Origin of the sequence: Burkholderia sp. LK4, from assembly GCF_001043615.1 — a bacterium.
Lineage (GTDB): Bacteria > Pseudomonadota > Gammaproteobacteria > Burkholderiales > Burkholderiaceae > Burkholderia > Burkholderia cepacia.
The window spans coordinates 1-25,862 of the sequence record NZ_LDUL01000013.1 but is presented as its reverse complement, the minus strand read 5'-3'; the positions used below and the strand labels follow the sequence as shown (position 1 = coordinate 25,862).

The following is a 25,862-nucleotide window of genomic DNA, read 5'->3' as shown; positions in this document are numbered from 1 at the left end:
AGGCGGGTCGTGGCGCGGCCCGACGCCGGAAGCCTGCCCATCCCGTTCAACCCGGCGTGCCGACGCGCTCAGGCCACGATAAAGCCCCCGCGCGGCGGGGTGCCGCGCGGGGGCTCGGGAACCCGGGCCGGCCGGATCAGGCGGCCCGTTCGGGCGCCGACGTAACGACGCGGGCGGGGCGGGTCGGCTTGAAGCTGGCCGACCACGTCATCGCGGGCCGTTCGAACATCCGGTAGAACAGGTACGCGACCGGGATCGCGACGGCCATGAACGCGAACGACGGCCAGATCGACAACTGCAGTTCGGAATGGAACAGCACCGAGCCGAGGCAGACGAACAGCGGCAGGTGAATCAGATACAGCGAATAGCTGAAGTCGCCGAACCAGCTCAGCACGCGCAGCGGCGGCGTCGTGCGCGGCGGCCGGGCGAGCGCGCGGTACAGGAAGCACGCGAAGCCGGCCGACCAGAGCTGGAATGCGCCGTACTGGCCGAAATGGAATGCGCCGCAGCCGGCGGCCAGCAGCACGGCGGCCGCGCCGTACCAGGCGCGTGACGGCACGGCGACCGCGTCGCGCGGCGACTGTGCGCGCAGGTCGGCGATCCACGCGCCGATCGTCCAGGACAGCCAGTACGACGTGAAGAACTGCAGGTCGTGCCGTTCGAGCAGCCACGCCGACGCGACGTTGACGAGCGCAACCGCGGCCACGACCGCCGGCATGCCGATGCGCCGGCGTACCGCGAACAGCAGCGGGTAGATCGCGTAGAACTGCACTTCGAGCGACAGCGTCCACAGCGCGCCGTTCGACCCGTACGTGTAGCCGGCGACGCCCTGCAGCGAGAACAGGTTCACGAGGAACGCGACGAGGCCGACGTCGCGGATCTTGTGGCTGACGGGCTCGATCTGCAGGCTGACCGAGTCGAGCGCGAGCGTGAACAGCAGCGCGGCGAGCAGCACCGGGTAGATGCGCGCGAACCGGCGCATCCAGAAGTTCGGCGCGTCGAGCCGGTACGCGGGATCGGCCGCGAGCTTGAGCGCCGCGTTGCGGTGGATGCAGTAGCCGCTGATCACGAAGAAGATCGGCACGCCGGCGGAGCCCCACGCGAACGGAAAGGTGAGGTAGCCGGCGATCGCGCCCGGGTTGAGCGCATGGCCGTAAGCGTGATGGAAGCTCTGCATGCCGACCCAGACGACCTGCCGGCAGTGGAAATAGGCGACGAGCAGCGCCGCGAAGCCGCGCATCGCGTCGATCACGTGTTCCTTGTGGTCGGCGACGGGCGGCGCGGTCAGAGACGATCCGCTGAAAGCTTGCATGCGATTCGATTCCTTGCGACGGATGGACGGGAAGTTTCATCCAATCGTAATGCGCAAGAATTCGATCAATGAATAAAAAAATCTCACCGGGAAATATCGGTATTCCACATCATGGTTTTATCGCGTTCGGAAAGCGATTCCGCGAGGCGGGTCAATTATTTACCGATTTTTTTCTGATAGTTTGAAGCTCCAGTTGATTGATGCAAGGAGCGGCAAGATGGACATGCATTGGATCGCGAGCGCTGCAGTACTGCTGGTCATGGCCGTGCTGTCGGCGTATCGTGAGGCGCTGAAGAACGAACCGATTCGCCCGGGGCTCGAACGGGGCGGCGTGCCCTATATCGAGGAATTCGAATCGTAAGAATTTGTATCTGGAAAATCGGTAATTTGTTTCTGCCTCGGCACTCGGTTCGGCAATATCGACCGGGTTGAAAGGATTATATTTTTTCCGGAATCATTGGGCAATCAGTCCATATCGATAATGAGCGGAGTCGAATTGGCAGTACCGTCGATTCTCGATATGCCGTTCGGAACACAATCGCGCCGGGTCGCTGGTCGACGCGGCGCAGTCAACGCAATCAGGATGCGAACATGTTGAAAGTCACCAAGGCCGTGTTCCCCGTTGCCGGTCTCGGCACGCGGTTCCTCCCGGCAACGAAGGCGAGCCCGAAGGAAATGCTGCCCGTCGTCGACAAGCCGCTGATCCAGTACGCGGTCGAGGAAGCGATCAACGCCGGTATCACCGAGATGATCTTCGTTACCGGGCGCAGCAAGCGCGCGATCGAGGATCACTTCGACAAGTCGTACGAGATCGAGGCCGAGCTCGAGGCGCGCGGCAAGGAAAAGCTGCTCGAGCTCGTGCGCGGCATCAAGCCGAGCCACGTCAACTGCTTCTACGTGCGCCAGCCGGAAGCGCTCGGCCTCGGCCACGCGGTGCTGTGCGCGGAGAAGCTGGTGCACGGCGAGCCGTTCGCGGTGATTCTCGCCGACGACCTGCTGCACGGCGAGCAGCCGGTGCTGAAGCAGCTCGTCGACGTGTTCGACCACTATCACAGCTCGGTGATCGGGGTCGAGACGATCGCGCGCGACGACAGCCGTTCGTACGGCGTCGTCGAAGGCCGCGAATGGGAAGAAGACATCATCAAGCTGTCGGGCATCATCGAGAAGCCCGCGCCCGAGGATGCGCCGTCGAATCTCGGCGTGGTCGGACGCTACGTGTTCATGCCGACGATTTTCGATCACCTGCGCAAGCTCAAGCCGGGCGCCGGCGGCGAGCTGCAGCTGACCGACGCGGTCCAGTCGCTGCTCGCGAACGAGCAGGTGCTCGCGTATCGCTACTACGGTACGCGCTTCGACTGCGGCAGCAAGATCGGCTATCTCAAGGCCACCGTCGAGCTCGCGCTCCAGCATCCGGAAGTGAGCCGCGAATTCGAGGCCTACCTGCGTACCTGCTTGCCCGCGCTGGCTGCTGTCGCCTAAGCAGTCTCGCGCTCCGTTGTTTCAGGTGGTGGTTGTTCCGTTGGCCCCGGCCGCTCGCGCGCCGGGGCTTTTTTGCGTATACGGGCGAGCGGATGCGTGATTCCGGTGCGCACCGTCGAGGTGAGTGCGGTGGCGGGTTTGCCGTGCGAGCGTTGCCGCGTGCGGAGCCGGGCGCTCGGGCAAGCATGGGCGTCACGCCTGAAACCGGTGCCGCGGCGGGCGACCGGGCGGTCTCTGTCGCGATTCGATTGCGCGCAGCACGTCGATGTTCGGGGCCGCAGCGGTTCTGCCGGTGCCGGTCGATGACGGGGCGCCACGCCACGCTGGCCGGGTGTCGGCTTCAGGGTGTGGCCCGAATCGCGGTTTTCCCGTTCGATCGTATCCGTATCGGTGCGTCGTTCAACGTGCCGACGTGCCCGGCTGTGCGACGAACCGCCGGGCCAGCATCGCGGCGACCGGCTTCTTGAAGTCGAGCAGCCGCTTTTCGAGGTAGCGCCAGGACAGGTGCGCGAGCAGCACGGCGAGCGCGAACTGCAGCATCTCGGGCAGCGTTTCGCGGACGATTTCCGGTATTGTCCCGGGCGCGAAGTGCGCGGGCAGCACGCCGAAGCGCGTCGGAATCAGGTTGTGGAACAGGTAGAAGCCGTAGCTGATCGTGCCGAGATACACGAGCGGCGCCCAGTCGAGCAGCGCCACGACCGGATGCTCGGGTTCGCTGACGATCCACAGCAGCAGCGCGCCGAGCGACGCGGACAGGCCGAGATCCGCGAGCCCCGCGATCGCGTCGGGGAGTGCCGTGCATGCGGGCAGCACGAGGAAGAACACGACGCCTGCCGCGCCGAGCCAGCCGGGCGGCACGCGGCGCACGGCGGCCGCGCTGCGTCCGGCAAGCGCCATCGCGCCGACGCCGCCGAGTGCGATCAGCGCGAAATTCCACGGGGAAAATGCGTAGATCAGCACCGGCGACGCGTCGCACAGGTAGAGCGCGAGATGCGCGAGCGCGCACAGCACGACGGCCGCGATGCCGAGCGCGACGTGTCGCGCGGCCGGCACCGCGAGCAGCGCGAGCGGCGCGATCAGATAGAACTGCTGTTCAACCGCGAGGCTCCAGAAGTGCGACGTGGAGCCCGGCCAGCCGTCCTTCACGACGCCGATCCAGTAATTCGACAGGAACACCGCGTGCCACGCGAGCCCGAGATTGACGCCGCGCTGGTAGAACAGCGCGTGCGCGATCGCGAGCGCGGCGAGCAGCAGGTAATAGACGGGAAAGATCCGCAGCGCGCGCTTCGCGAGGAACAGCGCGAACGCATGGCGGCGCGTCATGGCGCCGCACTCGACCGCCTGGCGATTGCGATGCAGCTCGCCGACGATCAGGAATCCGCTGATGAGGAAAAACGTCCACACGCCAAGCTTGCCGACGTCGACGGCAAGGACGTGGCCCTTGTGGGACAGGAAAACGAGGATGACGGCGAGGGCTCGCAGGCCGTCGAGTCCTTTGACGTATCGGGCTTCGCGCATGGAGGCATCCGGGCATTGAGCGAGCCCAGTATAGGTGCGCAAATATCGAACGTAATTCGCGTTCGGATGCATACGTGAAGGCGTTTTTTGATGCTGGAGCGTCGATGAAATCGCCCGCATGCAAAAAAACCTGCGGGAAACCCCGCGAAAACGCACAAAAGTACTGCACGAAGCGTCACGGCGCTTGTAGAATCCGGCGTTGAAGCGCGCGCGTTGCACGCTTCGTGTATCCAACGACCACACCTGGTAGGAGAAACATGGCGACTTCCGCAAAAAAGGTGGCCAAGAAGGCTGCCGCACCCGCCACCAAGAAAGTGGCTGCCAAAAAGGCTGCGCCCGCGAAGAAAGTAGTGGCAAAGAAGGTTGTCGCGAAGGCGGCACCGGCCGCTCCGACGCCGCTGAAGGACAAGTTCACGAAGGCATCGCTCGCAACGCACATCGCTGAGCGCGCGGCTGTCGAAGTGAAGGCGGTCAAGGCAGTGCTCGTCGCACTCGAGAACGTCGTGCTCGGCTCGGTCCACAAGAAGGGCGCGGGCGAGTTCACGCTGCCGGGTCTGCTGAAGATCACGGCACAAGTCGTGCCGGCGAAGAAGAAGCGCTTCGGCAAGGATCCGTTCACGGGCGAAGAGCGTTGGTTCCCGGCGAAGCCGGCCAGCGTGCGCGTGAAGGCACGTGCGCTGAAGAAGCTGAAGGACGCGGCAGCGTAATGCCGCGCGGCGGCTGCCGAATGCATTCGGCAGCCGTTGCGAAGTCCGACGATCCCCGTACGCGAAAGCGTGCGGGGATTTTTATTGCGCTGCGCAAAGCGCGCGGCCGCGAAGACGTGCGGACGTGCGGAAGCAAAATGGCGGAAAGTCCGGTTCGACGCGTGATGCCCGCTCGACGACGTGTCGTGCATGCGCGATGACGAACGGCAATCCACTCACAGGGGCTCGCGCTCGCCGCGCCGGTTGCGCCTGTTGCGTACGCTTCGCGAGACACACGCATCGTGACTGAAACCATTCCCGACGAAATCGCGGCGCAGGTCGCCGCTGCATGCGACGCGATCGAGCGGCATCTCGGCGCGACGCTGAACGCGATCCACCTGTTCGGCTCGGCGCTCGACGGCGGACTGAAACCGCGCAGCGACATCGACCTGCTGGCGATGGTGTCGGCCCGGCCCGACGAGCCGACGCGGCGTGCGCTGATGCTCGGCTTGCTCGTCGTGTCGGCGCCGCCCGGCTGCACAGGCGGCATGCGCGCGCTGGAAGTGACCGTCGTCGCGCACGACGAAATCGTGCCGTGGCGTCATCCGGCGCGGCGCGAACTGCAGTTTGGCGAGTGGCTGCGGCACGATCTCGAAGCCGGCATCGTCGAGCCGGCGCTCGTCGATCACGATCTGGCGATCCTGTTGACGAAGGTGCGGCAGCACAGTGTCGCGCTGGTTGGTCCGCCGGCTGCTGCGTTGCTCGAGCCGGTGCCCGCGGGGGATTTTGTCGCCGCGTTGCTGGCGACCGTCGCGCAGTGGCATGCCGAACCGGGCTGGTGCGGCGACGAGTGCAACGTGGTGCTCGCGCTCGCGCGCATCTGGTACAGCGCCGCGACCGGCAGGATCGCGCCCAAGGACGTCGCGGCGACATGGGCGCTGGCGCCTCTGCCGGAAACGTACCGTCCGGTTGTGGCGGCGGCGCGCGCCGCCTATCTCGGCGAAGAGGAGGACACGGCGATCCTGTCGGGCGAACCCCTCGCCGCATTCATCGGCTACGCGCGGCGAACGGTCGAATCGATGCTGTCGACGTCGCCGCAGATGCCGCGAACGTAGCCGGCTTGCGGGCGAGGCCGACGAGGAGCATGGGCGTTTGCGACGCTGTCGCACGCGCATGACGTCGAGCCGGACGCCTGTCCGGCGACCCGGCGCATCACTCGCACGCGCTTATGCGACAGGCATCGTCAGCCGGCCGTACCGGCAAAGGCGGCTTTCAGCGCGGCGTCGTCGAGCTTGACCATCTGCATCATCGCGGCGGCCACGCGCGTGGCCTTGACGGTGTCGCGGTCGGACATCATCGGGATCAGCGCTTCCGGAACGATCTGCCACGAGACGCCGTAGCGGTCTCGCAGCCAGCCGCAGGCGTCGGCCGTGCCGCCGTTGTCGAGCAGGGCGTTCCAGTAGCGGTCGAGTTCCGCCTGGTCGGCGCAGCTGACCAGTAGCGAGATCGCGTGGTTGAACGTGTCGGTGCGCGGGTGGCTCATCGCGAAGAACGGCTGCCCGAACAGCTCGAACTCGACCATGCGTGTGCCGTCGGTGCCGGGCACCGCCGTGACGCGCACGATGCGCGAATCCGGAAAGATGCCTGCATAGAAGGCCGCTGCTTCTTCGGCTTCCGTCGAATACCAGAGGAAAGGCGTGATCTTCTGAATCGTCATGACGAGTCTCCTGTCTGTATGGGGCAGCGGCAAACCGTGTGCCGCCATCCACACGACGGGCGACGGTTGCCGAAATCGACACGCTGCGGCACATCGCGATCGCACCGGACGAGCGGCACCGGCAATGCGGATGGTAGCCGCTCGGCGGACGGATGGCGACCGGCGCGACGATCCGCAAACGGCGTTCCCGGCGCTTTACAGCCGCCAGGCGCCGCTGAGGGCCGGTCGGCGTGCGCGTGGGTTCGGGTCCGGGCCGCCGGCCCGTGCGCGGGCTGCCGGCGCATCGGAGACGGACGAAAAAAAACCAGCCGCGGCCGAAACCGGGGCTGGCTTTCCAGGTCGGCGGCAAGGCGTCGGAGACGCCGTGCACGCCGGATACTTCGTTTTTAGAACTTGTGGCGCAGGCCGAGTGCGACGATTTCCTGCGAGCTCTTGCCGGCGATGCCGTACGAGCCGACCGACGCTTGCGCATCGCTGCCGTCGGCGTTGTGGCCGCTTGCGTGCTGATATGCGCCAACCAGGTACACGTCGGTGCGCTTCGACAGCGAGTAGTCCGCGCCGAGCGAAACCTGATGGTACTTGGCGTTGTTGTCGCCGCTACCCTTCGTGTAGATGTAGCCGAGGCCCAGCAGCAGCGGTGCCGATGCCTGGTACGTGACGAAGCCGCGACCCGTGTTGTACTTCTGGTTCGTGCCGAACGTCGACGCGCCGTCAGCCTTGTACTGCGCGTTGCTGTAGCCGGCACCGACCGTCACCGGGCCGAATGCGTACTGGGCTGCCACTTGCGCGATGCCGATCGACGTCGACGACACGAACGCGTTGTTGATGAAGGTCGTGCCCGAGTCGCCGTCGAAGATTGCGTCGGACGTACCGGTCCAGGTACCGCGCTTGCCGGCCGTGAGCGCAGCCGCGTTGTTCGCGTGGAAGTAACCTGCCGCCACGCCGAGCGGGCCGTTGTTGTAGGCTGCAGCTGCCGCCCACGTCTGACCCTTGCCGGTCGAGCCGGCGACGCCGCCGAGCGCGTACATGCCTTCGAACTGCAGGCCAGCGAACACCGGCGACGTGTACTTGATCGCGTTGCTGACGCGCAGGCTGTTGTCGTTGTTGTCGACGTCGCCCGGCGTGGCGAACACGCTGCCGAAGTAGTTGTCAGCCGTGACTGCCTGAACCAGGTCGACGAGCGGGTCGTACTGGCGACCCAGCGTCAGCGTACCGTACTGGTCGCTCTGCAGGCCGACGAATGCCTGGCGGCCGAACATGCGGCCACCCTGGCCCAGTGCGCCCGATGCCGAGTTGAAGCCGTTTTCCAACTGGAAGATCGCCTTCAGGCCGCCACCGAGGTCCTCGGAACCCTTCAGGCCGAAACGGCTGCCTTGCAGGTTGCCGCTACCCATCGACCACGAATTGTTGCCTTGACCTGCGTTACCGTGAACATAGGTGATCGACGTGTCGATCACGCCGTACAGCGTCACGCTCGACTGTGCCTGAGCAGCGCCGGCGGCGCCCAGCAGGGCGAGCGAGAGGGTCGAGAGAGCAAGTTTCTTCATCGTTGAGTTTCTCCACGCAAGTGATTCATCGTTATTTGTTGCGGATTGGAGAATAGCTCAGTGCCATAGACGCAAGAAAGCCTAAAAAATAAAGTGTCTCGAAAAGGTAACAGCGCGAAAAAGTCCATATATATCAAGCACATCAACGACTGTTCCCATTTTTGAAATAGTTGACAATTGCTGCGGCGCGATTGTTTCAAAAGTTGATGCGCATTGCGGCAGACAGCCTGTTTCGGCCCGTTGGCGGGCAGAAATGGAGGCATGCAAACGTTTGCGGTTGCGACAACGAAGCCGAGGCGTGCAAAGAACGTATCAACGTCGCGCGAACGCGTGGCGGACTGCGTGATTGCAGGAAGGCAGACGGGCGTGCGGAGTCGCGCCGCGACGTTGCTAACCGCGTGAATCAGTCGTCGCGCATGCGATCGACGGGCCGGTCGGCTTGAGCGGACGCGGCCGGTGCGGTACCGGCGAGACGATGCGCGTTGCCGCGGGCCGCCGCGAATTCCGCGCCGAGCAGCAGCACGATCGCGGAGAAGTACAGCCACATCAGCAGGACCGCGAACGATCCGGCCGCGCCGAATGCACTGGCGGTGCCCGCGTGCGCGAGGTACAGCGCGAACAGTTTCTTGCCGCCCGAGAACAGGATCGCGGACACGATGCCGCCGATCGCGGCGTCGCGCCACGCAACGCGCGCATCGGGCAGGAACTTCATCAGCGATGCGAACGCGCCCGCGAGCACGGCGATGCCGACGAAGAACTGCACGAGGTTCGTGACGACCACGTACGGCGAATTGCCCAGCAGCCAGGTGCCGACGAACGTGATCGCGGTGTCGAGCACCAGCGACACGATCAGCAGGAACGCGACGCCGAGCACGAGCCCGAACGAGATCAGCCGCACGCGCACGAGCCCGAGCATGCTCGACCAGCGGTTCTCGGTGGCCGGCCAGATCACGCTGAGCGCGGCGCTGAGCGACGCGAAGGTGGCCGACGCGCCGATGGCCAGCGCGGCGAACGAGATCAGGGTCGCGAGGCCGCCGCGCTCTCCCGCGCGGTGCGCGTTCTGCACGATCGTCTGGATGCTGGCCGCCGCGTCGTCGCCGATCAGCTGGTGCGCCTGTTCGAACACCTGGCCGCGCGCGGCATCGTCGCCGTAGAACCAGCCGGCCACGGCAATCACCATCACGAGCATCGGCGCGAGCGAGAACGCGGAGAAGAATGCAATACCCGCGGCCATCGCGGAGCAACGGTCGGCCGAGAAGCGCTTGAACGCCGTGAGGGCCCAGTTGGCCTGTTGTTGCGCGAGACGGGTGGCTTCGGAGGTGATCTGTCGTTTCATGACGGTTCGGGGGCGCGCGGAACGCGGATCATCGTTGGTAATCAGACAATTCAGTATTGATCCGAAGATTCGAACATAGTTGCGCGAACTGTCTATAATTCCTTTCAGTTTCCTCACCCCCACAATAACGCCGAGACCAGCCATGCTCCAAATGTCCCGGCGCCAGTTCCTGAAGGTGACGGCTACGTCGCTTGCCGGATCGAGTCTAGCCCTGATGGGCTTCTCTCCGTCCGAAGCGCTCGCCGAAGTCCGACAGTACAAGCTGGCGCGCACCGTCGAAACGCGCAACACCTGTCCATACTGTTCAGTGGGTTGCGGCATCCTGATGTACAGCCTCGGAGACGGCGCGAAGAACGCGCAGCCGAGCATCATCCACATCGAAGGCGATCCCGACCATCCCGTCAATCGCGGCACGCTGTGCCCGAAGGGCGCGAGCCTGATCGACTTCATCCACAGCCCGAACCGCCTGACGCACCCCGAGTATCGCGCGCCCGGCTCGGACAAGTGGGAACCGATCTCGTGGAACGACGCGCTCGACCGGATCGCGAAGCTGATGAAGGCCGACCGCGACGCGAACTTCGTCGAGACGGCAGAGGACGGTGCGAAGGTCAACCGCTGGCTGACGACCGGCATGCTGGCCGCGTCGGCGGGCAGCAACGAGGTCGGCTACCTGACGCACAAGACGGTCCGCAGTCTCGGGATGCTCGCATTCGACAATCAGGCGCGTGTCTGACATGGCCCGACGGTGGCAGGTCTTGCCCCGACGTTTGGCCGTGGAGCGATGACGAACCATTGGGTCGACATCAAGAACGCGGACGTGATTCTCGTGATGGGCGGCAATGCAGCCGAGGCCCATCCGTGCGGTTTCAAGTGGGTAACGGAGGCGAAGGCGCACCGCAAGGCGCGGCTGATCGTCGTCGACCCGCGCTTTACGCGTACGGCCTCGGTGGCCGACTACTACGCGCCGATCCGCACCGGCACCGACATCGTCTTCCTGGGCGGTGTGATCAACTATCTGCTGACGAACGACAAGATCCAGCATGAGTACGTGAAGAACTACACGGACTTCTCGTTCATCGTGCGCGAGGATTTCGCGTTCAACGACGGCATCTATTCCGGCTACGACGCGGAGAAACACGCGTACCCCGACAAATCGAGCTGGGACTACGAGCGCGGCGACGACGGCTTCGTGAAGGTCGACCCGACGCTGCAGCACCCGCGTTGCGTGTACAACCTGCTGAAGCAGCATTACGCGCGCTATACGCAGGACATGGTCCAGCAGGTCTGCGGCACGCCGAAGGAGAAGTTCCTGAAGGTGTGCGAGATGCTCGCGACCACCGCCGTTCCCGGCCGCGCCGGCACGGTGCTGTACGCGCTCGGCTGGACGCACCACTCGATCGGCGCGCAGATCATCCGCACCGGCGCGATGGTGCAGCTGCTGCTCGGCAACATCGGCATCGCCGGCGGCGGGATGAACGCGCTGCGCGGCCACTCGAACATCCAGGGGTTGACCGACCTCGGGCTGATGTCGAACCTGCTGCCGGGCTACATGACGCTGCCGATGCAGGCCGAGCAGGATTTCGACGGCTACATCAAGAAGCGCGTGCAGCAGCCGCTGCGGCCGAACCAGTTGAGCTACTGGAAGAACTACAAGGCCTTCCACGTCAGCTTCATGAAGTCCTGGTGGGGCGACGCGGCGACCGCCGAGAACAACTGGGCCTACGACTACCTGCCGAAGCTGGACAAGCAGTACGACCTGCTGCAGGCGATCGAGCTGATGAATGCCGGCAAGATGAACGGCTACATCTGCCAGGGCTTCAACCCGCTCGCGGCGGCGCCGTCGAAGGTGAAGACGGCGGCAGGGCTCGCGAAGCTCAAGTGGCTCGTGATCATGGATCCGCTCGCGACCGAGACGTCCGAGTTCTGGAAGCATCACGGCGACTACAACGACGTCGACGCGTCGAAGATCCAGACCGAAGTGTTCCGTCTGCCCACCACGTGTTTTGCGGAGGAAAACGGTTCGCTCGTGAGTTCGAGCCGCGTGCTGCAATGGCACTGGAAGGGCGCGGAGCCGCCGGGCGAAGCGCGCAGCGACCTCGAGATCATGTCGGGGCTGTTCCTGCGCATGCGCAAGATGTACCAGACGGACGGCGGCAAGTATCCGGACCCGATCGTCAACCTGACCTGGCCGTACGCGAACCCGGAAAGCCCGACGCCCGAAGAGCTCGCGATGGAATTCAACGGGAAGGCGCTCGCCGACCAGCCCGATCCGAAGGATCCGGCCAAGACGCTCGTGAAGAAAGGCGAGCAGCTGGCCGCGTTCGCGCAGCTGAAGGACGACGGCACGACCGCGAGCGGCTGCTGGATCTTCTGCGGAGCCTGGACGCAGGCCGGCAACCAGATGGGGCGGCGCGACAACTCCGATCCGACCGGCATCGGCCAGACGCTGAACTGGGCGTGGGCCTGGCCGGCGAACCGGCGGATCCTGTACAACCGCGCATCGTGCGACGTTAGCGGCAAGCCGTTCGACCCGACCCGCAAGCTGATCGGCTGGAACGGCAGCGCGTGGAAGGGCGCCGACATCCCCGATTTCAAGGCGGACGAACCACCCGAAAACGGGATGGGGCCGTTCATCATGAATCCGGAAGGTGTCGCGCGCTTCTTCGCGCGTGCGGGGATGAACGAAGGCCCGTTCCCCGAGCACTACGAGCCGTTCGAAACGCCGATCGGCACGAACCCGCTGCACCCGAACAACCCGCTGGCGCTGAACAACCCGGCCGCCCGCGTGTTCCCGGACGACCGGGCGTCGTTCGGCCAGGCACCGGAGTTCCCGCACGCGGCGACCACGTACCGGCTGACCGAGCATTTCCACTACTGGACCAAGCATGCGCGGCTGAACGCGATCATCCAGCCCGAGCAATTCGTCGAGATCGGCGAAGACCTCGCGAAGGAAGTCGGCGTCGTGCATGGCGATCGCGTGAAGGTGTCGTCCAAGCGCGGCTACATCATCGCGGTCGCCCTCGTCACGAAGCGGATCAAGCCGCTGATGGTCGACGGCAAGAAGGTCCAGACGGTCGGTGTCCCGTTGCACTGGGGCTTCAAGGGTGTGACGAAGCCCGGCTATCTCGCGAATACCCTGACTCCGTCCGTGGGTGACGGCAACTCCTATACACCGGAATTCAAGTCGTTCCTGGTGAAGGTCGAAAAGGCGTAAGGGGAAAGAGATGGCATTGCAATCGCTGGATATCAAGCGCGTCTCGGCCACCACGACGCCACCGCCCACGGTGCGCGAACCGGTGACCGGGAGCGTCGCGAAGCTGATCGACGTATCGAAGTGCATCGGCTGCAAGGCATGCCAGACGGCATGCATGGAGTGGAACGACCTGCGCGACGAAGTCGGCACCAACGTCGGCGTGTACGACAACCCGGCCGACCTCTCCGAGCACTCGTGGACGGTGATGCGGTTCGCCGAATACGAGAACCCGGCGGGCGACCTCGAGTGGCTGATCCGCAAGGACGGCTGCATGCACTGCGAGGATCCGGGCTGCCTGAAGGCGTGCCCGTCGCCGGGCGCGATCGTGCAGTACAACAACGGGATCGTCGATTTCCACGAGGAGAACTGCATCGGTTGCGGCTATTGCGTGACCGGCTGCCCGTTCAACGTTCCGCGGATCTCGAAGAAGGATCATCGCGCGTACAAGTGCACGCTCTGTTCCGACCGCGTCGCGGTCGGCCAGGAACCGGCCTGCGTGAAGACCTGCCCGACGGGCGCGATCGTGTTCGGCACCAAGGAGGACATGAAGCAGCACGCGGCCGAACGGATCGAGGACCTGAAGGAGCGCGGCTTCGAGCATGCGGGGCTGTACGACCCGCAGGGCGTCGGCGGCACGCACGTGATGTACGTGCTGCACCATGCCGATAAACCGTCGCTGTACCACGGGCTGCCCGACAACCCGTCGATCAGCCCGATGGTGAAGCTGTGGAAGGGCATTGCGAAACCGCTCGCGGTCGCGGGCCTCGCGCTGACCGCGCTGGCCGGGTTCTTCCACTACACGCGGGTCGGTCCGAACGAGGTCACCGACGACGAGGAAGCCGCCGCCCGCGACGAGGCGCGACGCATCAAGGAGGACGCGAAATGAACCACGACGACCCCAACCTGATCGTCCGCTACACGCCGAACGAGCGCACGAACCACTGGATCACCGCGATCACGTTCGTGCTGCTCGCGTTGTCCGGGCTCGCGCTGTTCCATCCGTCGATGTTCTGGCTGACCGCGCTGTTCGGCGGCGGCCAGTGGACGCGGATCCTGCATCCGTTCGTCGGCCTCGTGATGTTCGTGTCGTTCGCGATCCTGGTCGTGCGCTTCTGGCACCACAATGCGCTCGATGCGGACGATCGCCAATGGCTGAAGCAGATCGGCGACGTGCTGACCAACCAGGAAGACAAGCTGCCGCCCGTCGGGCGCTATAACGCCGGGCAGAAGCTGCTATTCTTCACGCTGGTGGCGTGCCTGTTGCTGCTCCTGCTGTCGGGAGTCGTGATCTGGCGGCGTTACTTCTCGTTCTACTTCCCGATCGGGGTGATCCGCGCGGCCGCTGTCGTGCATGCCGTGGCGGCCTTCGTGCTGATCGCGAGCATCATCGTGCACATTTACGCGGCATTGTGGGTGAAGGGCTCGATCGGCGCGATGGTGCGCGGCACCGTCACGCTGGGCTGGGCTCGCAAGCATCACCCGAAGTGGTTCCGTGAAAGCGTGAAATAACGCACCGGAGCGGGGCGGCTCGCCAGTTGCGGCGGGGCGTTCCGCCAACCGCCGGAACTGCCCGAAAGCGCCGATGCGTCGGCGCTTGTTTGGGGTCTGTTTGCGCATGGAACGCGCATGCGAATGCCCGAAATCGCTCGTAGGGCAAGAAGTGAGGAGCGCCGTTTGGCCGAGCCAAACAAGCGACGAGCGACGCCGCCATACGGGCGATTTCGGGCATTCCCGTGGCATGTATTTTTTAAATTTGGGGTTGCCACGAGAACGGCCGCTCGCCGCGTTGCGCTCCTTGCGAATACGTCAGTATTCGCGGCGTCGCGCGCCTCGCGAGCGGCCGTTCTCGTGGCAACGCATGCGCGTTCCATGCGCAAACAGACCCCTTGGAAGACATTTTTGTGACACAACGCATCCTCGAACCGACCGAGATCTCGACACTCGATCATTCGGCCATCCCGCGCTTTCGCCTGCCGGAGCGCGCCACCGCGTTCTCGGCGCGCGCCGCGCGGCTGCGCAAGCTGGCCGACCTGAACCCGATCAGCGGCTACCTGCGGCTGATGGCCACCGTCGCCGATGCGCAGCACGCGACACTGCAGGCGCTGGAACTGCCGCTGCCGTCGAAGGAAGCGATCGCGCTTGCACAGCAGCATTCGATGCCGCTCATACCGGCGCTCGACGGCGAGCGCAACCCGCAATGGCGTGCCGTGCTGTACGAACTGCTCGACCGCGTCGAAGGCGCCGGGCTCGTCAACCCGCAGCTCGCGAAGCTGCTCGACCGGCTGCGCCTGATGGCGCCCGCCGAACTCGACGCGCAGGCCGATGCGATCCTCGCGCTGCGCTTCGCCGAAGTCGATCCGGCCACCGCGCCGTTCCTGATGGCCGCGCTGCAGGTCGTCTGGACGGATCTCGCAAGCTGCGTTGCGCCGGCCGACGTCCCGTATCTCGACCAGCCGGGGCTGTGCCCCGTGTGCGGCACGCACCCGGTCGCGAGCGTCGTGCGGGTCGGCGGGCAGTACCAGGGCTACCGGTTCCTGCAATGCGGGCTGTGCACGACCGAGTGGCACATGGTGCGCACGAAGTGCTCGCACTGCGATTCGACGAAGGGCATCGCGTATCACGGGATCGAAGGCGGCAGCGAAGCCGTCAAGGCCGAATCGTGCGACGAGTGCAAGACCTATCGCAAGATCGGTTATCAGGACAAGGACTACGAGTTCGAGCCGCTGGCGGACGATCTCGCAAGCCTCACGCTCGACCTGCTGATGAACGAGGCCGGTTACCAGCGCAGTTCGCCGAACCCGCTGCTGTGGCCGGACGTCGCGCAGGAAGCGGATTGACGACGTCGGCCGGGGCGGCGCGCGAGCGCCGGCGCCGGCCGACTGCGAAGCATGAGACTGGAGCCACCACGACGTGACCGAACCCGGTTTGAATGAACTGAATGCCGTGCTGGCGCGTGTGCCGTCGGTCGAGCGCGTGCTGACGTCGGCACCGCTGCAACCGCTGCTCGCCGACTACGGCCGCACGCGCGTGCTGAACGCCGTGCGCGCGGAGCTCGAACGCTGGCGTACCGCCGCGCAGCACGATCCGGCGGGGGCCGAACCGCTCGACGAACCGCGCATCGCCGCGGCCGTCGCGCGCGCGCTGGCCGCGCAGAGCGCGGGCGCGGTGCGCACCGTGTTCAACCTGACGGGCACCGTGCTGCACACGAACCTCGGGCGCGCGCTGTTGCCCGACGACGCGGTGCGCGCGGTGGTCGACGCGCTCACGCGCCCCGTCAACCTCGAATTCGACCTCGCAACCGGCCGCCGCGGCGATCGCGACGACCTGATCGACGATCTGCTGTGCGAACTGACGGGCGCGGAAGCCGCGACCGTCGTCAACAACAATGCAGCGGCGGTGCTGCTGGCGCTGTCGGCGCTGGCGACGAAGCGGGAAGTCGTCGTGTCGCGCGGCGAGCTGGTCGAGATCGGCGGCGCATTCCGCATTCCCGACATCATGAGCCGGGCTGGTGCGAAGCTGCGCGAAGTCGGCACGACCAACCGCACCCATCTGCGCGACTACGCGGAGGCAATCGGCCCGCGCACCGCGCTGCTGATGAAGGTGCACTGCAGCAACTACGCGATCAGCGGCTTCACGAAGGAGACGTCGCTCGCCGAACTCGCGCCGCTCGCGCGCGAGCACGGGCTGCCGGTCGCCGTCGATCTCGGCAGCGGCACGCTCGCCGACCTGTCGCAATGGGGCCTGCCGCACGAGACGACCGTGCAGGAAACCGTCGCCGCCGGGGCAAACGTTGTCACGTTCAGCGGCGACAAGCTGCTCGGCGGGCCGCAGGCCGGCCTGATCGTTGGCGATCGCGCGCTGATCGCGAAGATCAAGAAACATCCGCTCAAGCGCGCGCTGCGCGTCGGCAAGCTGACGCTCGCGGCGCTCGAGCCCGTGCTGCGCCTCTACCAGTCACCTGAATTCCTGCGCGACCGGCTCACGACACTGCGCCTGCTGACGCGCCCGCACGGCGAGATCGCCGAGGCCGCCGAACGCGTGCGTCCGGCGCTGCAGGCCGCGCTCGGCGGCGGTTTCGACGTAGCGGTCGAGCCGATGTTCAGCCAGATCGGCAGCGGTGCGCTGCCGGTCGACCAGCTGCCGAGCGCCGGGCTCGTCGTGCGCACGGCGGACGGCAAGCGCGGCGGCCGCGCGCTCGCGCAGCTCGAGAAGCGGCTGCGCGAATGGCCGCGCCCGGTGATCGGCCGCGTGGCCGACAACGCGCTGCGGCTCGACCTGCGCTGCCTCGAAGCGGCCGACGAGGCGGCGTTCGTCGCGCAATGCGTGCCGCTCGCGGGGCCCGCTGCATGATCGTCGGTACCGCCGGACACATCGACCACGGCAAGACGACGCTGGTGCGCGCGCTGACGGGCGTCGATACCGACCGCCTGAAGGAAGAGAAGGCGCGCGGCATCTCGATCGAACTCGGTTATGCGTACACGCCGCTCGACAACGGCGACGTGCTCGGCCTGATCGACGTGCCGGGCCACGAGAAGCTGATTCACACGATGGCGGCCGGCGCATGCGGGATCGACTTCGCGCTGCTCGTGATCGCCGCCGACGACGGCGTGATGCCGCAGACGCGCGAGCATCTCGCGATCCTGCAACTGCTCGGCGTCGCGCATGGCGCCGTCGCGCTGACGAAGTGCGATCGCGTCGACGCCGCGCGCGTGGTCGAGGTGCGCGACGAGATCGCCGCGTGGCTGAACGATTCGACGCTGGCCGGCGTGCCGATCTTCGAAACGCGGGCGACGGCCGTGGACGATCCGGGTGTCGCCGCGCTGAAGCGTCACCTGGCGGACGCGGCGATCGCGTGGCGCGCACGCCGCGACGACGGGCTGTTCCGGCTCGCGGTCGATCGTGTGTTTACGCTCTCGGGGCAGGGCACCGTCGTGACGGGCACCGCGTTCGCGGGCCGCGTCGCGACCGGCGATACGCTCGCGATCGTGCGCACAGGCGGCGCGGCGCGCGTGCGCAGCATCCATGCGCAGAACCGGCCGGTCGAGGCCGGCCGCGCGGGCGAGCGTTGCGCACTGAACCTGGCCGGGGTCGACAAGGCCGATGTCGAGCGCGGCGATACCGTGGCCGATGCGCGGCTCGTCGCGACGTCGCCGCGTTTCGACGTCGAACTGACGCTGCTCGCGGATGCGGGGCTGACGCTCACGCACTGGGCACCGTTGCACGTGCATCTCGGCACGCTGCATCGCGTCGCGCATGTCGCGCTGCTCGACGGCGATACGCTTGCGGCCGGCCAGCGGATGCGCGTGCAACTGGTATTCGACGAGCCGGTGTTTGCGTTGCCGGGCGACCGGTTCATCGTCCGCAATCCGCAGGCGACGCGCACGGTCGGCGGCGGCCGCGTGCTCGACCCGTTCGGGCCGGCGCGCAAGCGTCGCACGCCGCAGCGCCGCGCGTGGCTCGACGCGCTGGCCGAATGGCTCGACGCCGGGCGTCTGGATGCGCTGCTCGCGCAGGCGCCGCTCGGCGTCCCGCGCGCGATGCTCACGCATCTGACGGGTTTTGCGCCGAACGCACTGGTTTTGCCGGATGACGCGCTGGCGATCGGGCAGCGCGACGCCGCGTCGAATGACGGAACGGTGATTGCGCATGCGCACTGGCGTGCGCTGCAGACGCGGGCGATCGATACGCTGCGCGTGTATCACGAGCGCATGCCCGACGAGCAGGGGCTCGACGCCGCGCGGCTGCGGCGGATGGCGGCGCCGCTCGCCGGCGATGCGCTGTGGCGCGCGCTCGTCGATGTGCTGGTGACCGGCGGCGAAGTGGCGCGAAGCGGGCCGTGGCTGCACCTGCCGTCGCATTCGGTGAGCCTCGAGCCGCGCGAGGAAGCGCTGGCGCAGCAACTGCTGCCGCTGATTCATGCGGGGCGCTTCGATCCGCCGTGGGTGCGCGACCTGGCCCGCGACACCGGGGCGGCCGAAGACGCGGTGCGTACCGTGCTGCGCAAGCTCGCACGGCGCGGCGACGTGCACCAGGTCGTGCGCGACCTGTTCTATCACGCGGACGTCGTGCGCGAACTCGCGGAACTGGTTGCGCATCTCGCGCCGTCGCGCGACGGCGGGCTCGATGCCGCGACGTTCCGCGACGCGACGGGGCTCGGCCGCAAGCGTGCGATCCAGATTCTCGAGTTCTTCGACCGGGTTGGGTATACTCGCTTCCACCGCGATCTTCACTTCCTGCGGCCTGACAGCGGTTGGGCGGGTATTCAGGCGTAGGCGCTCGTTGTTCTTTTTTTTTCCCACGACGGAAGGCATTCGTATCCGGTGGTACGGCTGGACTTCAAATCCAGTTGGGGGTGTCAGACACTCCCGGGTAGGTTCGACTCCTGCTGCCTTCCGCCACTCAACGCATCCCCGACTCTCCGGAATCTACCGATCACCCCCGGACATATCGCTCGACAGCCGGGCCGCGACCGCGCGCGCGGCCAGATCGAGCAGGAAACCGAGCACGCCGATCACGAGGATCACGGCCGTCAGCTCCGAATACGCGAGCCGGTCGCGCGTGTCGAGAATCAGGTAGCCGAGCCCCGCGCTCACGCCGAGCATTTCCGCCGGGACCAGCACGATCCACAAGATGCCGATCGCGAGGCGCACGCCGGTGAGCACATGCGCGGCGATACCTGGCACGTAGATGTGCCAGAGCATTTCCGCGCGCGTCGCGGCAAGGCTTTCGCCAAGCTGAACCCAGCGCCGGTCGAGATGCGCGACACCCGATGCGGTGCTCATCACCAGCGGCCACACCGCCGCGAAAGCGAGCAGAAAATACACCGCGCGATCGCCGACGCCGAGCGACATCACCGCAAGCGGCATCCACGAAAGCGGCGAGATCATGCGAAGAAACTGCAGCGTCGGCGACAGCGTCCGTTCGAGCCAGCGCAGACGGCCGATCGCGAATCCCAACGGCACGCCGACCACGAGCGCCCACGCCAGCCCGACAGCGATGCGCCTGAGGCTGGTCGCCACATGCACGAGCAGCTGGTCCTCGGCGACGAGCGACGGCAGCGCTTCGAACGCACGCTGCGGCGCGAACTGCGCGGCCATCGCATTGTGGCCCGCGAGCAGCGTGACGGCGAGCCACCACAGCGCCAGGGCGGCTGCCAGTCCCGCACCGCCCAGCACGATGCCGCGCCAATGCGTGGACCCGGGCACCGGACGCCGCGCCGCCGCCGACGTTTCCCGAACGAGCACGCTAGACAACGATCGTCTCCTTGCGTGCATAACCGCCCTCCTGGCCGAACGCGGACAAGCCACCCAGCGCTTCGATGCTCTTCTTCACGAACCGGTCGTCGACCAGATCGCCGGCGACCCGTTTCGGATCGAGCGACGCGAGGAACTGGCTCGCGCCTTCCACCTGGGTCGTTTTCAACCGGCGCACGAGTTCTTCCGTATAGCTCGGATACGGATACGGCTGGAAGTCGATGCGCTTCACGCCCCAGTTCGCGTGCTGGATCGCGCGATCGCCGAGATAGCGCCCCTGATCGGCTGCTTGCGGCGCGAGCACGCGTGCGAGCAGTTGCGAAGGATGCGGCGTGTAGCGGTTCGGGCCTTCCTTCGACAGCAGCCTGGCCGCCTCTTGCGGATGGGCGCGCGTCCACAGCTGGGCGTTGACGATCGCATCGACGACCTTCTGCGACCACGCCGCGCGTTGCGTCAGGTCCTGCTCGTGCATGAAGATCACGCAGCACGCGTGGTTGCGCCACACGTCGCCCGTGAAGCGGAGAATCTTGCCGATGTTCAGCTGCTCGGCGGCCGCGTTGAACGGCTCGGCGACGATATATCCGGCGATCTTTTTCGACGCCAGCGCGGGCGGCATGTCGGACGGCGCCATCACGACCAGGTTGACTTCCTTCGGCCCCGGCTGCCCCGACTGCTTGAGCACGGGCGCGAGACCCTGCGCGCGCAGCAGGTCCTGCAGCACGACGTTATGCACCGAATACCAGAACGGCACCGCAACCGTCTTGCCACCGAGGTCCGCCACGGTGTTCACGTCGGGCGCAACCGTCAGCGCAGAGCCGTTCACGTGATTCCATGCGACGACCTTCGCGGGCGCCTTGCTGCCATAGCGCGCCCACACGGTCATCGGCGACAGCAGATGCACGACGTTGACCTGTCCCGACAGAAACGCCTCGACCAGCTGCGCCCAGCTTCGCAGCAGCGTCGGCTTCTCCGCCTGGATGCCGGTCGCGTCGAAGTAGCCGTTGTTGTGTGCGACGAGCAGCGGCGCCGCATCGGTGATCGGCAGGTAGCCGATGCGAACGGGCGCATTCGGATCGGCTGCCGCGCGCGCGTCGGATGCCTTCAGCAGCGGCGCCGCGCCCGCGACGGTAAAGAGCGACGCGAGCTTCAGCCATTCGCGTCGTGACATCGGTACGTTGCACATGAGGATTCCCCGCTGGTATCGGCCGGATTCAGGCGGCTGCTGAAATCGAGTTCTGCAGCGCCTGGAGAATGGAGATGCGCAGCTCGCCGAGCGAGCGCACTTGCGTGTGCCGCGGCTGCGGCAGTTCGACGGCCCAGCGTCCGACCAGCGTGCCGCGCTTGCCGAGCAGCACGATCCGATCGGCGACGAGCAGCGCTTCGTCGATATCGTGCGTGACGAGAAGCGCGGACGCGCCGGTGTTGCGCACCGCGGCAATCAGGAGCTGCTGCATGTCGGCGCGGGTCACTTCGTCGAGCGCGCCGAACGGTTCGTCGAGCAGCAGCGCACGCGGCGCCCGCGCCAGGCAGCGCGCCAGCGCCGCGCGCTGGGCCATGCCGCCCGACAACTGCGAAGGCAGCGCGTGCCGTGCATGGTCGAGCCCGACGGCGGCCAATGCGTTCGTCACGCGTTCCTTGCGGTCTGCACGTGTCAGGTGCGGTTGACGCGCGAAGGTCAGCCCGAACCCCACGTTCCGCTCGACCGTGAGCCACGGCAGCAGGCACGGGTCCTGAAACGCGAGGGCGACCTCCGGGCGCGGGCCGTCGACGGGCTCGCCATCGACGCGAATCGTGCCGGATGCGGTTCGCGTCAGGCCGGCGATGGCCCGCAGCAGCGACGACTTCCCGCACCCGCTCGGCCCGAGCAGCGCAACGAGTTCGCCGGGCGCAACCGACAGGTCGACGCCGTTCAGCACGCTGCGCGATCCGTACCGCAACGTGACGCCGTTCGCGACGATATGCGCGCCTTGCGTCATGCTGCCGCCGCCCGTCGATGCCGCGCGAGCTGCGATTTCAACTGCACGAGGCTCGGCGTCACGATCGGGATGAACGACGCTTCGCGCACGCGCCGCGCGCTGCCGCTCTGGCCGCGCAGATAGCCGCGGCCTCCGGTCGCTTGCACTTCGAGCGAGACCGCCTGCGAGACGGTCTCGACGAGCGCGATGCGCAGTTCGAACATCGTCGCGGGCGAGCGGAAGAAGGTGCCGTCGAGCACGCCGCGCTTCAACTGCGCGGCCTGATCGGCGAGCGTCGTTTCGAGTTCGCGAATTTCCGCGCCGAGCGACGCGCGCGACGGCGCGCTGGCATCCAGCGTGGCCAGCAACGCGCGCCGCGCCAGCCCGATCGACATCCCGCATTGCAAGCCGAGAAACGCCGGGCGCACGCGCGCGAGCCAGGCCGGTGCGTCGGCCGCGAGGCGGTACGATTCGTCGAGGACGGTATCGCTCACGCGCAGCGCGGCCGTATTGCTCGCGCGCAGGCCGATCAGGTCGAGATCGTCGCTGCGCTCGACGCCCCGCGCGTCATGCGGAATCGCGAAGACGGACGGCGGCGTGCCGTCGTCATGATCGAACGCGGCGGCGGCGATGAAGCCTTCGCGCCGCAGGTTCGTGATCCACGGCAGGCTGCCGTTCAGCACGAACGCGTCGCCGCTGCGGGCCGCGTGCATCTGCAACGGCTCGATGTCGGACAGGTACTTCATCGCGTTCGAAAGACCGGTGGCGCCCGCCACTTCGCCGTCGAGCAGCGGCGTCAGCCAGCGCGCACGCAGCGCGTGGTTGTCGCTCTGCAGTACGTATTCGATGAAGGTGCGATGTCCCCACAGCACGAATGCGGCCGTCAATGAGCGTTGCGCGACGGCGGCCACCGTGTCGATCGCGTCCGCGATCGTGCCGCCCGTGCCGCCCATGGCCTCCGGCACACCAACGGCGACGGTGCGCGAGCGCACCAGCTGCGGCAGGATGTCCGCCGCACGCGACGGGTCGACGTCGAGCGCGTCGGCATTTGCTTCGAGCCATGCGTCGAACGCATCGGAGCTCGGCGGCGCGGTCATGCTGCGCGCGCCGTCGGCTCCCAGCGATACGCTTCGAGCTGCGGATTCAGTTCGTTGCGCGCCAGGTTATTCGCGAAGTTGCAAAGCGTCGCGAGGCTCACGCCGAGTACCACTTCAAGCGCGCCGGCATCGCTGTAGCCGGCCGCCTTGAACGCGGCGAGCGCTTCGTCGGACACGGCGCCGCGCGTCGCGATCACGTCGCGCGTGAACGTGGCGACCGCATCGAGGCGCGCGTCGGACAGCGGGCGCTGCGCGCGGACCTCGTCGACGAGCGCGGCGGGCAATTGCGCCTTCTTCAGCGCGACGGCCGTATGGCCGGCCACGCAGAAACCGCAGCCATGAACGGCGGCGGCGGTGATCTGCACGATTTCGCGCTCGGCCAGCGTGAGGCTGCTGCGTGAATTGATTTCACCGACGGTCAGGTAGGTTTCGAGCGCAACCGGTGCATTGGCGAGTGCGGCTACGAGATTCGGCAGGAAGCCGTTGGCGGCTTGCGACTTCTGGAGAAACGGGCGGCTGGCTTCGGGCGCGCTTTCGACGGTTTGGAGGGGCAGGCGGCTCATGGCATCCTCGATCGGAAAGCCGTCATTGTTGGCGGCGCCGGTCGAGCCGGCAATGCGCGGCCGTCTCTGTTTCATGCGCGTTTGTCTCGCGTCAATGCACGGGTGTCGCGCCGGTGCGCTCCGGGGCGCGGCGGCAGGTGCCGGGCGGCAGGCCGGTGACGCGCTTGAATGCCTGCGCAAAGGCGGATTCCGACTGATAGCCGACATGCTCGGCCGTGCTGAGCGTGGATGCCCCCTGCCGCAGCATCTCGGCCGCGACCTTCATGCGCAGCAGCGCAAGGAACTGCGCGGGCGGCTGTCCGCATGCCTGCGCGAACTGCTTGCAGAAGCGCGCGCGGGACATGTGGCAAAACGCGGCCATCGTGTGCGTGGTCCAGTCGTCGCCGGGTTTCTCGATGATCGCGCCGACGAGCGGCGTAAATTCGGCGCGCCGCATGACCGACCACAGGCCCGGCGCAAAGTCGTCGCTGCTCGCGACGGCACGGAGTGCATAGAAGAACAGCGCATCCGTCAGACGATTGACGAGCGGCGACGGTGCATCCTGGGCACGCGCCGCTTCGATGCGGATCAGGTCGAACAGCGTGCGCGCGCCCGCCAGCTTCGCGTCGTCGTGGCGCGCCAGGAGGTGGTCGGGCAGCAGGCCGGCGATCGCGTCGCCAAGATCGGAACGAAACTCGAAGAAACCGCATGCCAGCGCGACGTCGCCCGATGACGACGCCGGCTCGGCAAGCGGTGTCATCGCGCCGATCCGTACCGTGTATTCGTCGTCGGACGGCGCAATCGCGTCGGGCGTCAGGCAATGCGTCATGTCGTGCATCAGGAACACCGCGTCGCCGGCGACGAGGCGCGTGCTGTGCGCGGCACGGCCGTTCCGGGCGGGCAGGTGCAACCAGCATGCGCCTTCGAGCACGAGGTGGAAGCTCGCGCGCTGATGGCCGGCCGTCGATGCGCGATAGACGCCGCAATACCGGCCCACGTGGAACAGCGTGCTGCGCAGTTCGAGTCCGGAGAGCAGCCAGTCGGCGGCCTGTTCGGCGGAGTTCGGCATGGTGGGCGAAGGCGGGGAAGCCATTGGGAAGTCGACGGCGGGTTCCGAGCTTAGCGCCGCGACGTTGTGCGGTAAAACAAGCGATCGTGGAATGCATATGGGCGTGCGGCATATGCGTTCTTCGGTGGCCGGCGCCGGCTCGGCCGAGCCGGATTGCCGATCCGTTCCGGACACTCGCGGATGCGTGTGTACCGACGTCGGCGATACCGCGCACGTTTGCTGGACACCGAGACTGCAATCCGGAGCGGCATCTTTGACAACAGCTCGCCCGGGCGGCCGCGATCGATAAAACTTGATCGGTAGAAGCACTGAAGCTTCAATGATTTTGTCCGGGCTATAGTGGGATCACTGAAGGTAGACGCGGCGTGCTTGGCCGATACCGTTCAGGTAATGACTGTAGACGGGTGCTGCATGCAAAATAAAATCGACAAGACCACCGGACCGATCTGGGGCGTGGCTGCAGGATTGCTTCTCGCGGCCGCAGGATTGAGTCTCGGCATATTCCCGGCGTCCCTGCACGGTTCGGGTAGCGCAAACGACTTCATGGCGTCCGGTGCCGCGATGCTGGGCATCTTCCTCGTCGTCTATTCCACGCGCGAATTGCGCAGAAAACGCATGCACTGAGCGGTCGTGCGTCGCGGGTTCACGACCAGCGACTCGAGCCGGCCGCCGGCCGGCGCATGCGCTCGTCCGGCGCGCGCTACGTCTTGCGGATTTCGTGTTGATGGACGAGTTCGACGATTCGCTTCGTCGGAATGCTTGCGCGCAATCCGTCGACGCCGTCGATCGGAAACCACTTGCATTTCTCGATCTCGTTGTTCGCTTGCGGCGTCTGGTCCGGGCTGACTTCCGCGAAGAACACGTGATGGATCTTTGCGAGCCCGGTGAACTGCATCGAATAGACGAGCGTCTGGCCGGTGATGCCGGTTTCTTCGGACAACTCGCGATGCGCGGCTTCGAGCGGCGATTCCCCGCGCTTGATCGTGCCGCCGGGAAGGGCCCAGCGCGACGCCGCGCGGGCGACGAGCAGGACTTGTTCACCGCGGTAGCAGACGACAGTCGCGCGTTCCTTGACGGGGACGGCGGGCGTCTCGGGGG

General features: G+C 66.5%; 23 protein-coding genes and 1 tRNA gene. 12 read left to right on the top strand and 12 right to left on the bottom strand.

From position 1 onward, the window contains the following. Positions 1 to 136: 136 nt before the first annotated feature. The gene (locus VK92_RS07945; RefSeq protein WP_048022054.1) at positions 137 to 1,312 is read right to left on the bottom strand and encodes an acyltransferase family protein; all 1,176 of its coding nucleotides are present in this window, start codon (positions 1,310 to 1,312) and stop codon (positions 137 to 139) included. A gap of 217 nt (positions 1,313 to 1,529) precedes the next feature. Here VK92_RS07945 and VK92_RS42400 point away from each other — a divergent pair, with 217 nt between their 5' ends. Both VK92_RS42400 and galU read left to right on the top strand, forming a co-directional pair. Then, complete coding sequence (locus VK92_RS42400) at positions 1,530 to 1,673, top strand: hypothetical protein (RefSeq protein WP_006479318.1); 144 nt, start codon at positions 1,530 to 1,532, stop codon at positions 1,671 to 1,673. A gap of 230 nt (positions 1,674 to 1,903) precedes the next feature. Further along, complete coding sequence (galU, locus tag VK92_RS07940; RefSeq protein WP_021162860.1) at positions 1,904 to 2,791, top strand: UTP--glucose-1-phosphate uridylyltransferase GalU; 888 nt, start codon at positions 1,904 to 1,906, stop codon at positions 2,789 to 2,791. A gap of 399 nt (positions 2,792 to 3,190) precedes the next feature. Here galU and VK92_RS07935 read toward each other — a convergent pair whose 3' ends face one another. Beyond that, on the bottom strand, positions 3,191 to 4,309 hold the full coding sequence (locus VK92_RS07935) for an acyltransferase family protein (RefSeq protein WP_048022052.1): 1,119 nt from the start codon (positions 4,307 to 4,309) through the stop codon (positions 3,191 to 3,193). A 257-nt stretch (positions 4,310 to 4,566) separates the two neighbouring features. Here VK92_RS07935 and VK92_RS07930 point away from each other — a divergent pair, with 257 nt between their 5' ends. Further along, complete coding sequence (locus VK92_RS07930) at positions 4,567 to 5,016, top strand: HU family DNA-binding protein (RefSeq protein ID WP_011355701.1); 450 nt, start codon at positions 4,567 to 4,569, stop codon at positions 5,014 to 5,016. 281 nt (positions 5,017 to 5,297) lie between these two features. Then, a complete protein-coding gene (locus VK92_RS07925) occupies positions 5,298 to 6,110 on the top strand; it encodes an AadA family aminoglycoside 3''-O-nucleotidyltransferase (protein ID WP_048022049.1) in 813 nt (270 codons plus the stop codon). 128 nt (positions 6,111 to 6,238) lie between these two features. On the opposite strand, the gene VK92_RS07920 is transcribed toward VK92_RS07925, so the two are convergent. The 3 genes from VK92_RS07920 to VK92_RS07910 all read right to left on the bottom strand — a co-directional run bounded on the left by VK92_RS07920 (position 6,239) and on the right by VK92_RS07910 (position 9,595). After that, positions 6,239 to 6,712 carry a VOC family protein gene (locus tag VK92_RS07920; protein WP_042977429.1) on the bottom strand — a complete coding sequence of 158 codons (474 nt, stop codon included), beginning with the start codon at positions 6,710 to 6,712 and terminating at the stop codon, positions 6,239 to 6,241. Positions 6,713 to 7,098: 386 nt separating this feature from the next. Beyond that, the gene (locus tag VK92_RS07915; RefSeq protein WP_048022047.1) at positions 7,099 to 8,259 is read right to left on the bottom strand and encodes a porin; all 1,161 of its coding nucleotides are present in this window, start codon (positions 8,257 to 8,259) and stop codon (positions 7,099 to 7,101) included. A 403-nt stretch (positions 8,260 to 8,662) separates the two neighbouring features. Next, entirely contained in the window at positions 8,663 to 9,595 is a 933-nt protein-coding gene (locus tag VK92_RS07910) for a YihY/virulence factor BrkB family protein (RefSeq protein ID WP_048022044.1), read from the bottom strand. Positions 9,596 to 9,737: 142 nt separating this feature from the next. On the opposite strand from VK92_RS07910, the gene fdnG reads away from it, so the two are divergent. The 7 genes from fdnG (at position 9,738) to VK92_RS07870 (ending at position 19,246) form a co-directional block, all read left to right on the top strand. Further along, a complete protein-coding gene (fdnG, locus tag VK92_RS07900; RefSeq protein ID WP_081056026.1) occupies positions 9,738 to 12,809 on the top strand; it encodes a formate dehydrogenase-N subunit alpha in 3,072 nt (1,023 codons plus the stop codon). Positions 12,810 to 12,819: 10 nt separating this feature from the next. After that, the gene (fdxH, locus tag VK92_RS07895; RefSeq protein WP_021162865.1) at positions 12,820 to 13,734 is read left to right on the top strand and encodes a formate dehydrogenase subunit beta; all 915 of its coding nucleotides are present in this window, start codon (positions 12,820 to 12,822) and stop codon (positions 13,732 to 13,734) included. Then, complete coding sequence (locus tag VK92_RS07890; protein ID WP_021162866.1) at positions 13,731 to 14,357, top strand: formate dehydrogenase subunit gamma; 627 nt, start codon at positions 13,731 to 13,733, stop codon at positions 14,355 to 14,357. Before fdxH ends, VK92_RS07890 begins: the two co-directional genes overlap by 4 nt. Before the next feature lie 392 nt (positions 14,358 to 14,749). Next, on the top strand, positions 14,750 to 15,685 hold the full coding sequence (gene fdhE, locus VK92_RS07885) for a formate dehydrogenase accessory protein FdhE (RefSeq protein ID WP_175851567.1): 936 nt from the start codon (positions 14,750 to 14,752) through the stop codon (positions 15,683 to 15,685). Between the two features lie 73 nt (positions 15,686 to 15,758). Beyond that, positions 15,759 to 17,198: an L-seryl-tRNA(Sec) selenium transferase gene (selA, locus tag VK92_RS07880; RefSeq protein ID WP_048022039.1), complete on the top strand. Its 1,440-nt coding sequence runs from the start codon at positions 15,759 to 15,761 to the stop codon at positions 17,196 to 17,198. Continuing rightward, positions 17,195 to 19,120, top strand: coding sequence for a selenocysteine-specific translation elongation factor (gene selB / locus VK92_RS07875; RefSeq protein ID WP_048022037.1), 1,926 nt, complete (start codon positions 17,195 to 17,197; stop codon positions 19,118 to 19,120). Before selA ends, selB begins: the two co-directional genes overlap by 4 nt. Before the next feature lie 30 nt (positions 19,121 to 19,150). Then, a tRNA-Sec gene (locus VK92_RS07870) sits at positions 19,151 to 19,246 on the top strand. Between the two features lie 27 nt (positions 19,247 to 19,273). Here the strand turns inward: VK92_RS07870 and VK92_RS07865 are convergent. The 6 genes from VK92_RS07865 to VK92_RS07840 form a co-directional block, all read right to left on the bottom strand. Next, on the bottom strand, positions 19,274 to 20,122 hold the full coding sequence (locus tag VK92_RS07865) for an ABC transporter permease (protein ID WP_081082726.1): 849 nt from the start codon (positions 20,120 to 20,122) through the stop codon (positions 19,274 to 19,276). Then, positions 20,094 to 21,284 (bottom strand): ABC transporter substrate-binding protein, encoded by a 1,191-nt coding sequence (locus VK92_RS07860; protein WP_048022035.1) that lies wholly within the window; start codon positions 21,282 to 21,284, stop codon positions 20,094 to 20,096. The genes VK92_RS07865 and VK92_RS07860 overlap by 29 nt, the downstream gene beginning before the upstream one ends. A gap of 28 nt (positions 21,285 to 21,312) precedes the next feature. Further along, positions 21,313 to 22,077: an ABC transporter ATP-binding protein gene (locus VK92_RS07855; RefSeq protein WP_048022032.1), complete on the bottom strand. Its 765-nt coding sequence runs from the start codon at positions 22,075 to 22,077 to the stop codon at positions 21,313 to 21,315. Continuing rightward, positions 22,074 to 23,153, bottom strand: coding sequence for an acyl-CoA dehydrogenase family protein (locus tag VK92_RS07850; RefSeq protein WP_048022030.1), 1,080 nt, complete (start codon positions 23,151 to 23,153; stop codon positions 22,074 to 22,076). The genes VK92_RS07855 and VK92_RS07850 overlap by 4 nt, the downstream gene beginning before the upstream one ends. Next, positions 23,150 to 23,716 (bottom strand): carboxymuconolactone decarboxylase family protein, encoded by a 567-nt coding sequence (locus VK92_RS07845; protein WP_048022174.1) that lies wholly within the window; start codon positions 23,714 to 23,716, stop codon positions 23,150 to 23,152. Before VK92_RS07845 ends, VK92_RS07850 begins: the two co-directional genes overlap by 4 nt. A 91-nt stretch (positions 23,717 to 23,807) precedes the next feature. Continuing rightward, positions 23,808 to 24,788, bottom strand: a complete 981-nt coding sequence (locus VK92_RS07840) for an AraC family transcriptional regulator (RefSeq protein ID WP_231600514.1) — start codon at positions 24,786 to 24,788, stop codon at positions 23,808 to 23,810. A gap of 387 nt (positions 24,789 to 25,175) precedes the next feature. On the opposite strand from VK92_RS07840, the gene VK92_RS07835 reads away from it, so the two are divergent. Next, positions 25,176 to 25,388, top strand: coding sequence for a hypothetical protein (locus VK92_RS07835; protein WP_021162876.1), 213 nt, complete (start codon positions 25,176 to 25,178; stop codon positions 25,386 to 25,388). 76 nt (positions 25,389 to 25,464) lie between these two features. Here VK92_RS07835 and VK92_RS07830 read toward each other — a convergent pair. Next, the coding region (locus VK92_RS07830) for an NUDIX hydrolase (RefSeq protein WP_048028887.1) at positions 25,465 to 25,862 on the bottom strand (398 nt) is incomplete at its 5' end.

Coding starts and splice junctions, on each gene's coding strand:
- VK92_RS07945 (WP_048022054.1), bottom strand. CDS start 1,312: ATGCAAGCTTTCAGCGGATCGTCTCTGACCGCGCCGCCCGTCGCCGAC.
- VK92_RS42400 (WP_006479318.1), top strand. CDS start 1,530: ATGGACATGCATTGGATCGCGAGCGCTGCAGTACTGCTGGTCATGGCC.
- galU (WP_021162860.1), top strand. CDS start 1,904: ATGTTGAAAGTCACCAAGGCCGTGTTCCCCGTTGCCGGTCTCGGCACG.
- VK92_RS07935 (WP_048022052.1), bottom strand. CDS start 4,309: ATGCGCGAAGCCCGATACGTCAAAGGACTCGACGGCCTGCGAGCCCTC.
- VK92_RS07930 (WP_011355701.1), top strand. CDS start 4,567: ATGGCGACTTCCGCAAAAAAGGTGGCCAAGAAGGCTGCCGCACCCGCC.
- VK92_RS07920 (WP_042977429.1), bottom strand. CDS start 6,712: ATGACGATTCAGAAGATCACGCCTTTCCTCTGGTATTCGACGGAAGCC.
- VK92_RS07915 (WP_048022047.1), bottom strand. CDS start 8,259: ATGAAGAAACTTGCTCTCTCGACCCTCTCGCTCGCCCTGCTGGGCGCC.
- VK92_RS07910 (WP_048022044.1), bottom strand. CDS start 9,595: ATGAAACGACAGATCACCTCCGAAGCCACCCGTCTCGCGCAACAACAG.
- fdxH (WP_021162865.1), top strand. CDS start 12,820: ATGGCATTGCAATCGCTGGATATCAAGCGCGTCTCGGCCACCACGACG.
- VK92_RS07890 (WP_021162866.1), top strand. CDS start 13,731: ATGAACCACGACGACCCCAACCTGATCGTCCGCTACACGCCGAACGAG.
- selB (WP_048022037.1), top strand. CDS start 17,195: ATGATCGTCGGTACCGCCGGACACATCGACCACGGCAAGACGACGCTG.
- VK92_RS07865 (WP_081082726.1), bottom strand. CDS start 20,122: ATGCACGCAAGGAGACGATCGTTGTCTAGCGTGCTCGTTCGGGAAACG.
- VK92_RS07860 (WP_048022035.1), bottom strand. CDS start 21,284: ATGTGCAACGTACCGATGTCACGACGCGAATGGCTGAAGCTCGCGTCG.
- VK92_RS07855 (WP_048022032.1), bottom strand. CDS start 22,077: ATGACGCAAGGCGCGCATATCGTCGCGAACGGCGTCACGTTGCGGTAC.
- VK92_RS07850 (WP_048022030.1), bottom strand. CDS start 23,153: ATGACCGCGCCGCCGAGCTCCGATGCGTTCGACGCATGGCTCGAAGCA.
- VK92_RS07845 (WP_048022174.1), bottom strand. CDS start 23,716: ATGAGCCGCCTGCCCCTCCAAACCGTCGAAAGCGCGCCCGAAGCCAGC.
- VK92_RS07840 (WP_231600514.1), bottom strand. CDS start 24,788: ATGGCTTCCCCGCCTTCGCCCACCATGCCGAACTCCGCCGAACAGGCC.
- VK92_RS07835 (WP_021162876.1), top strand. CDS start 25,176: ATGCAAAATAAAATCGACAAGACCACCGGACCGATCTGGGGCGTGGCT.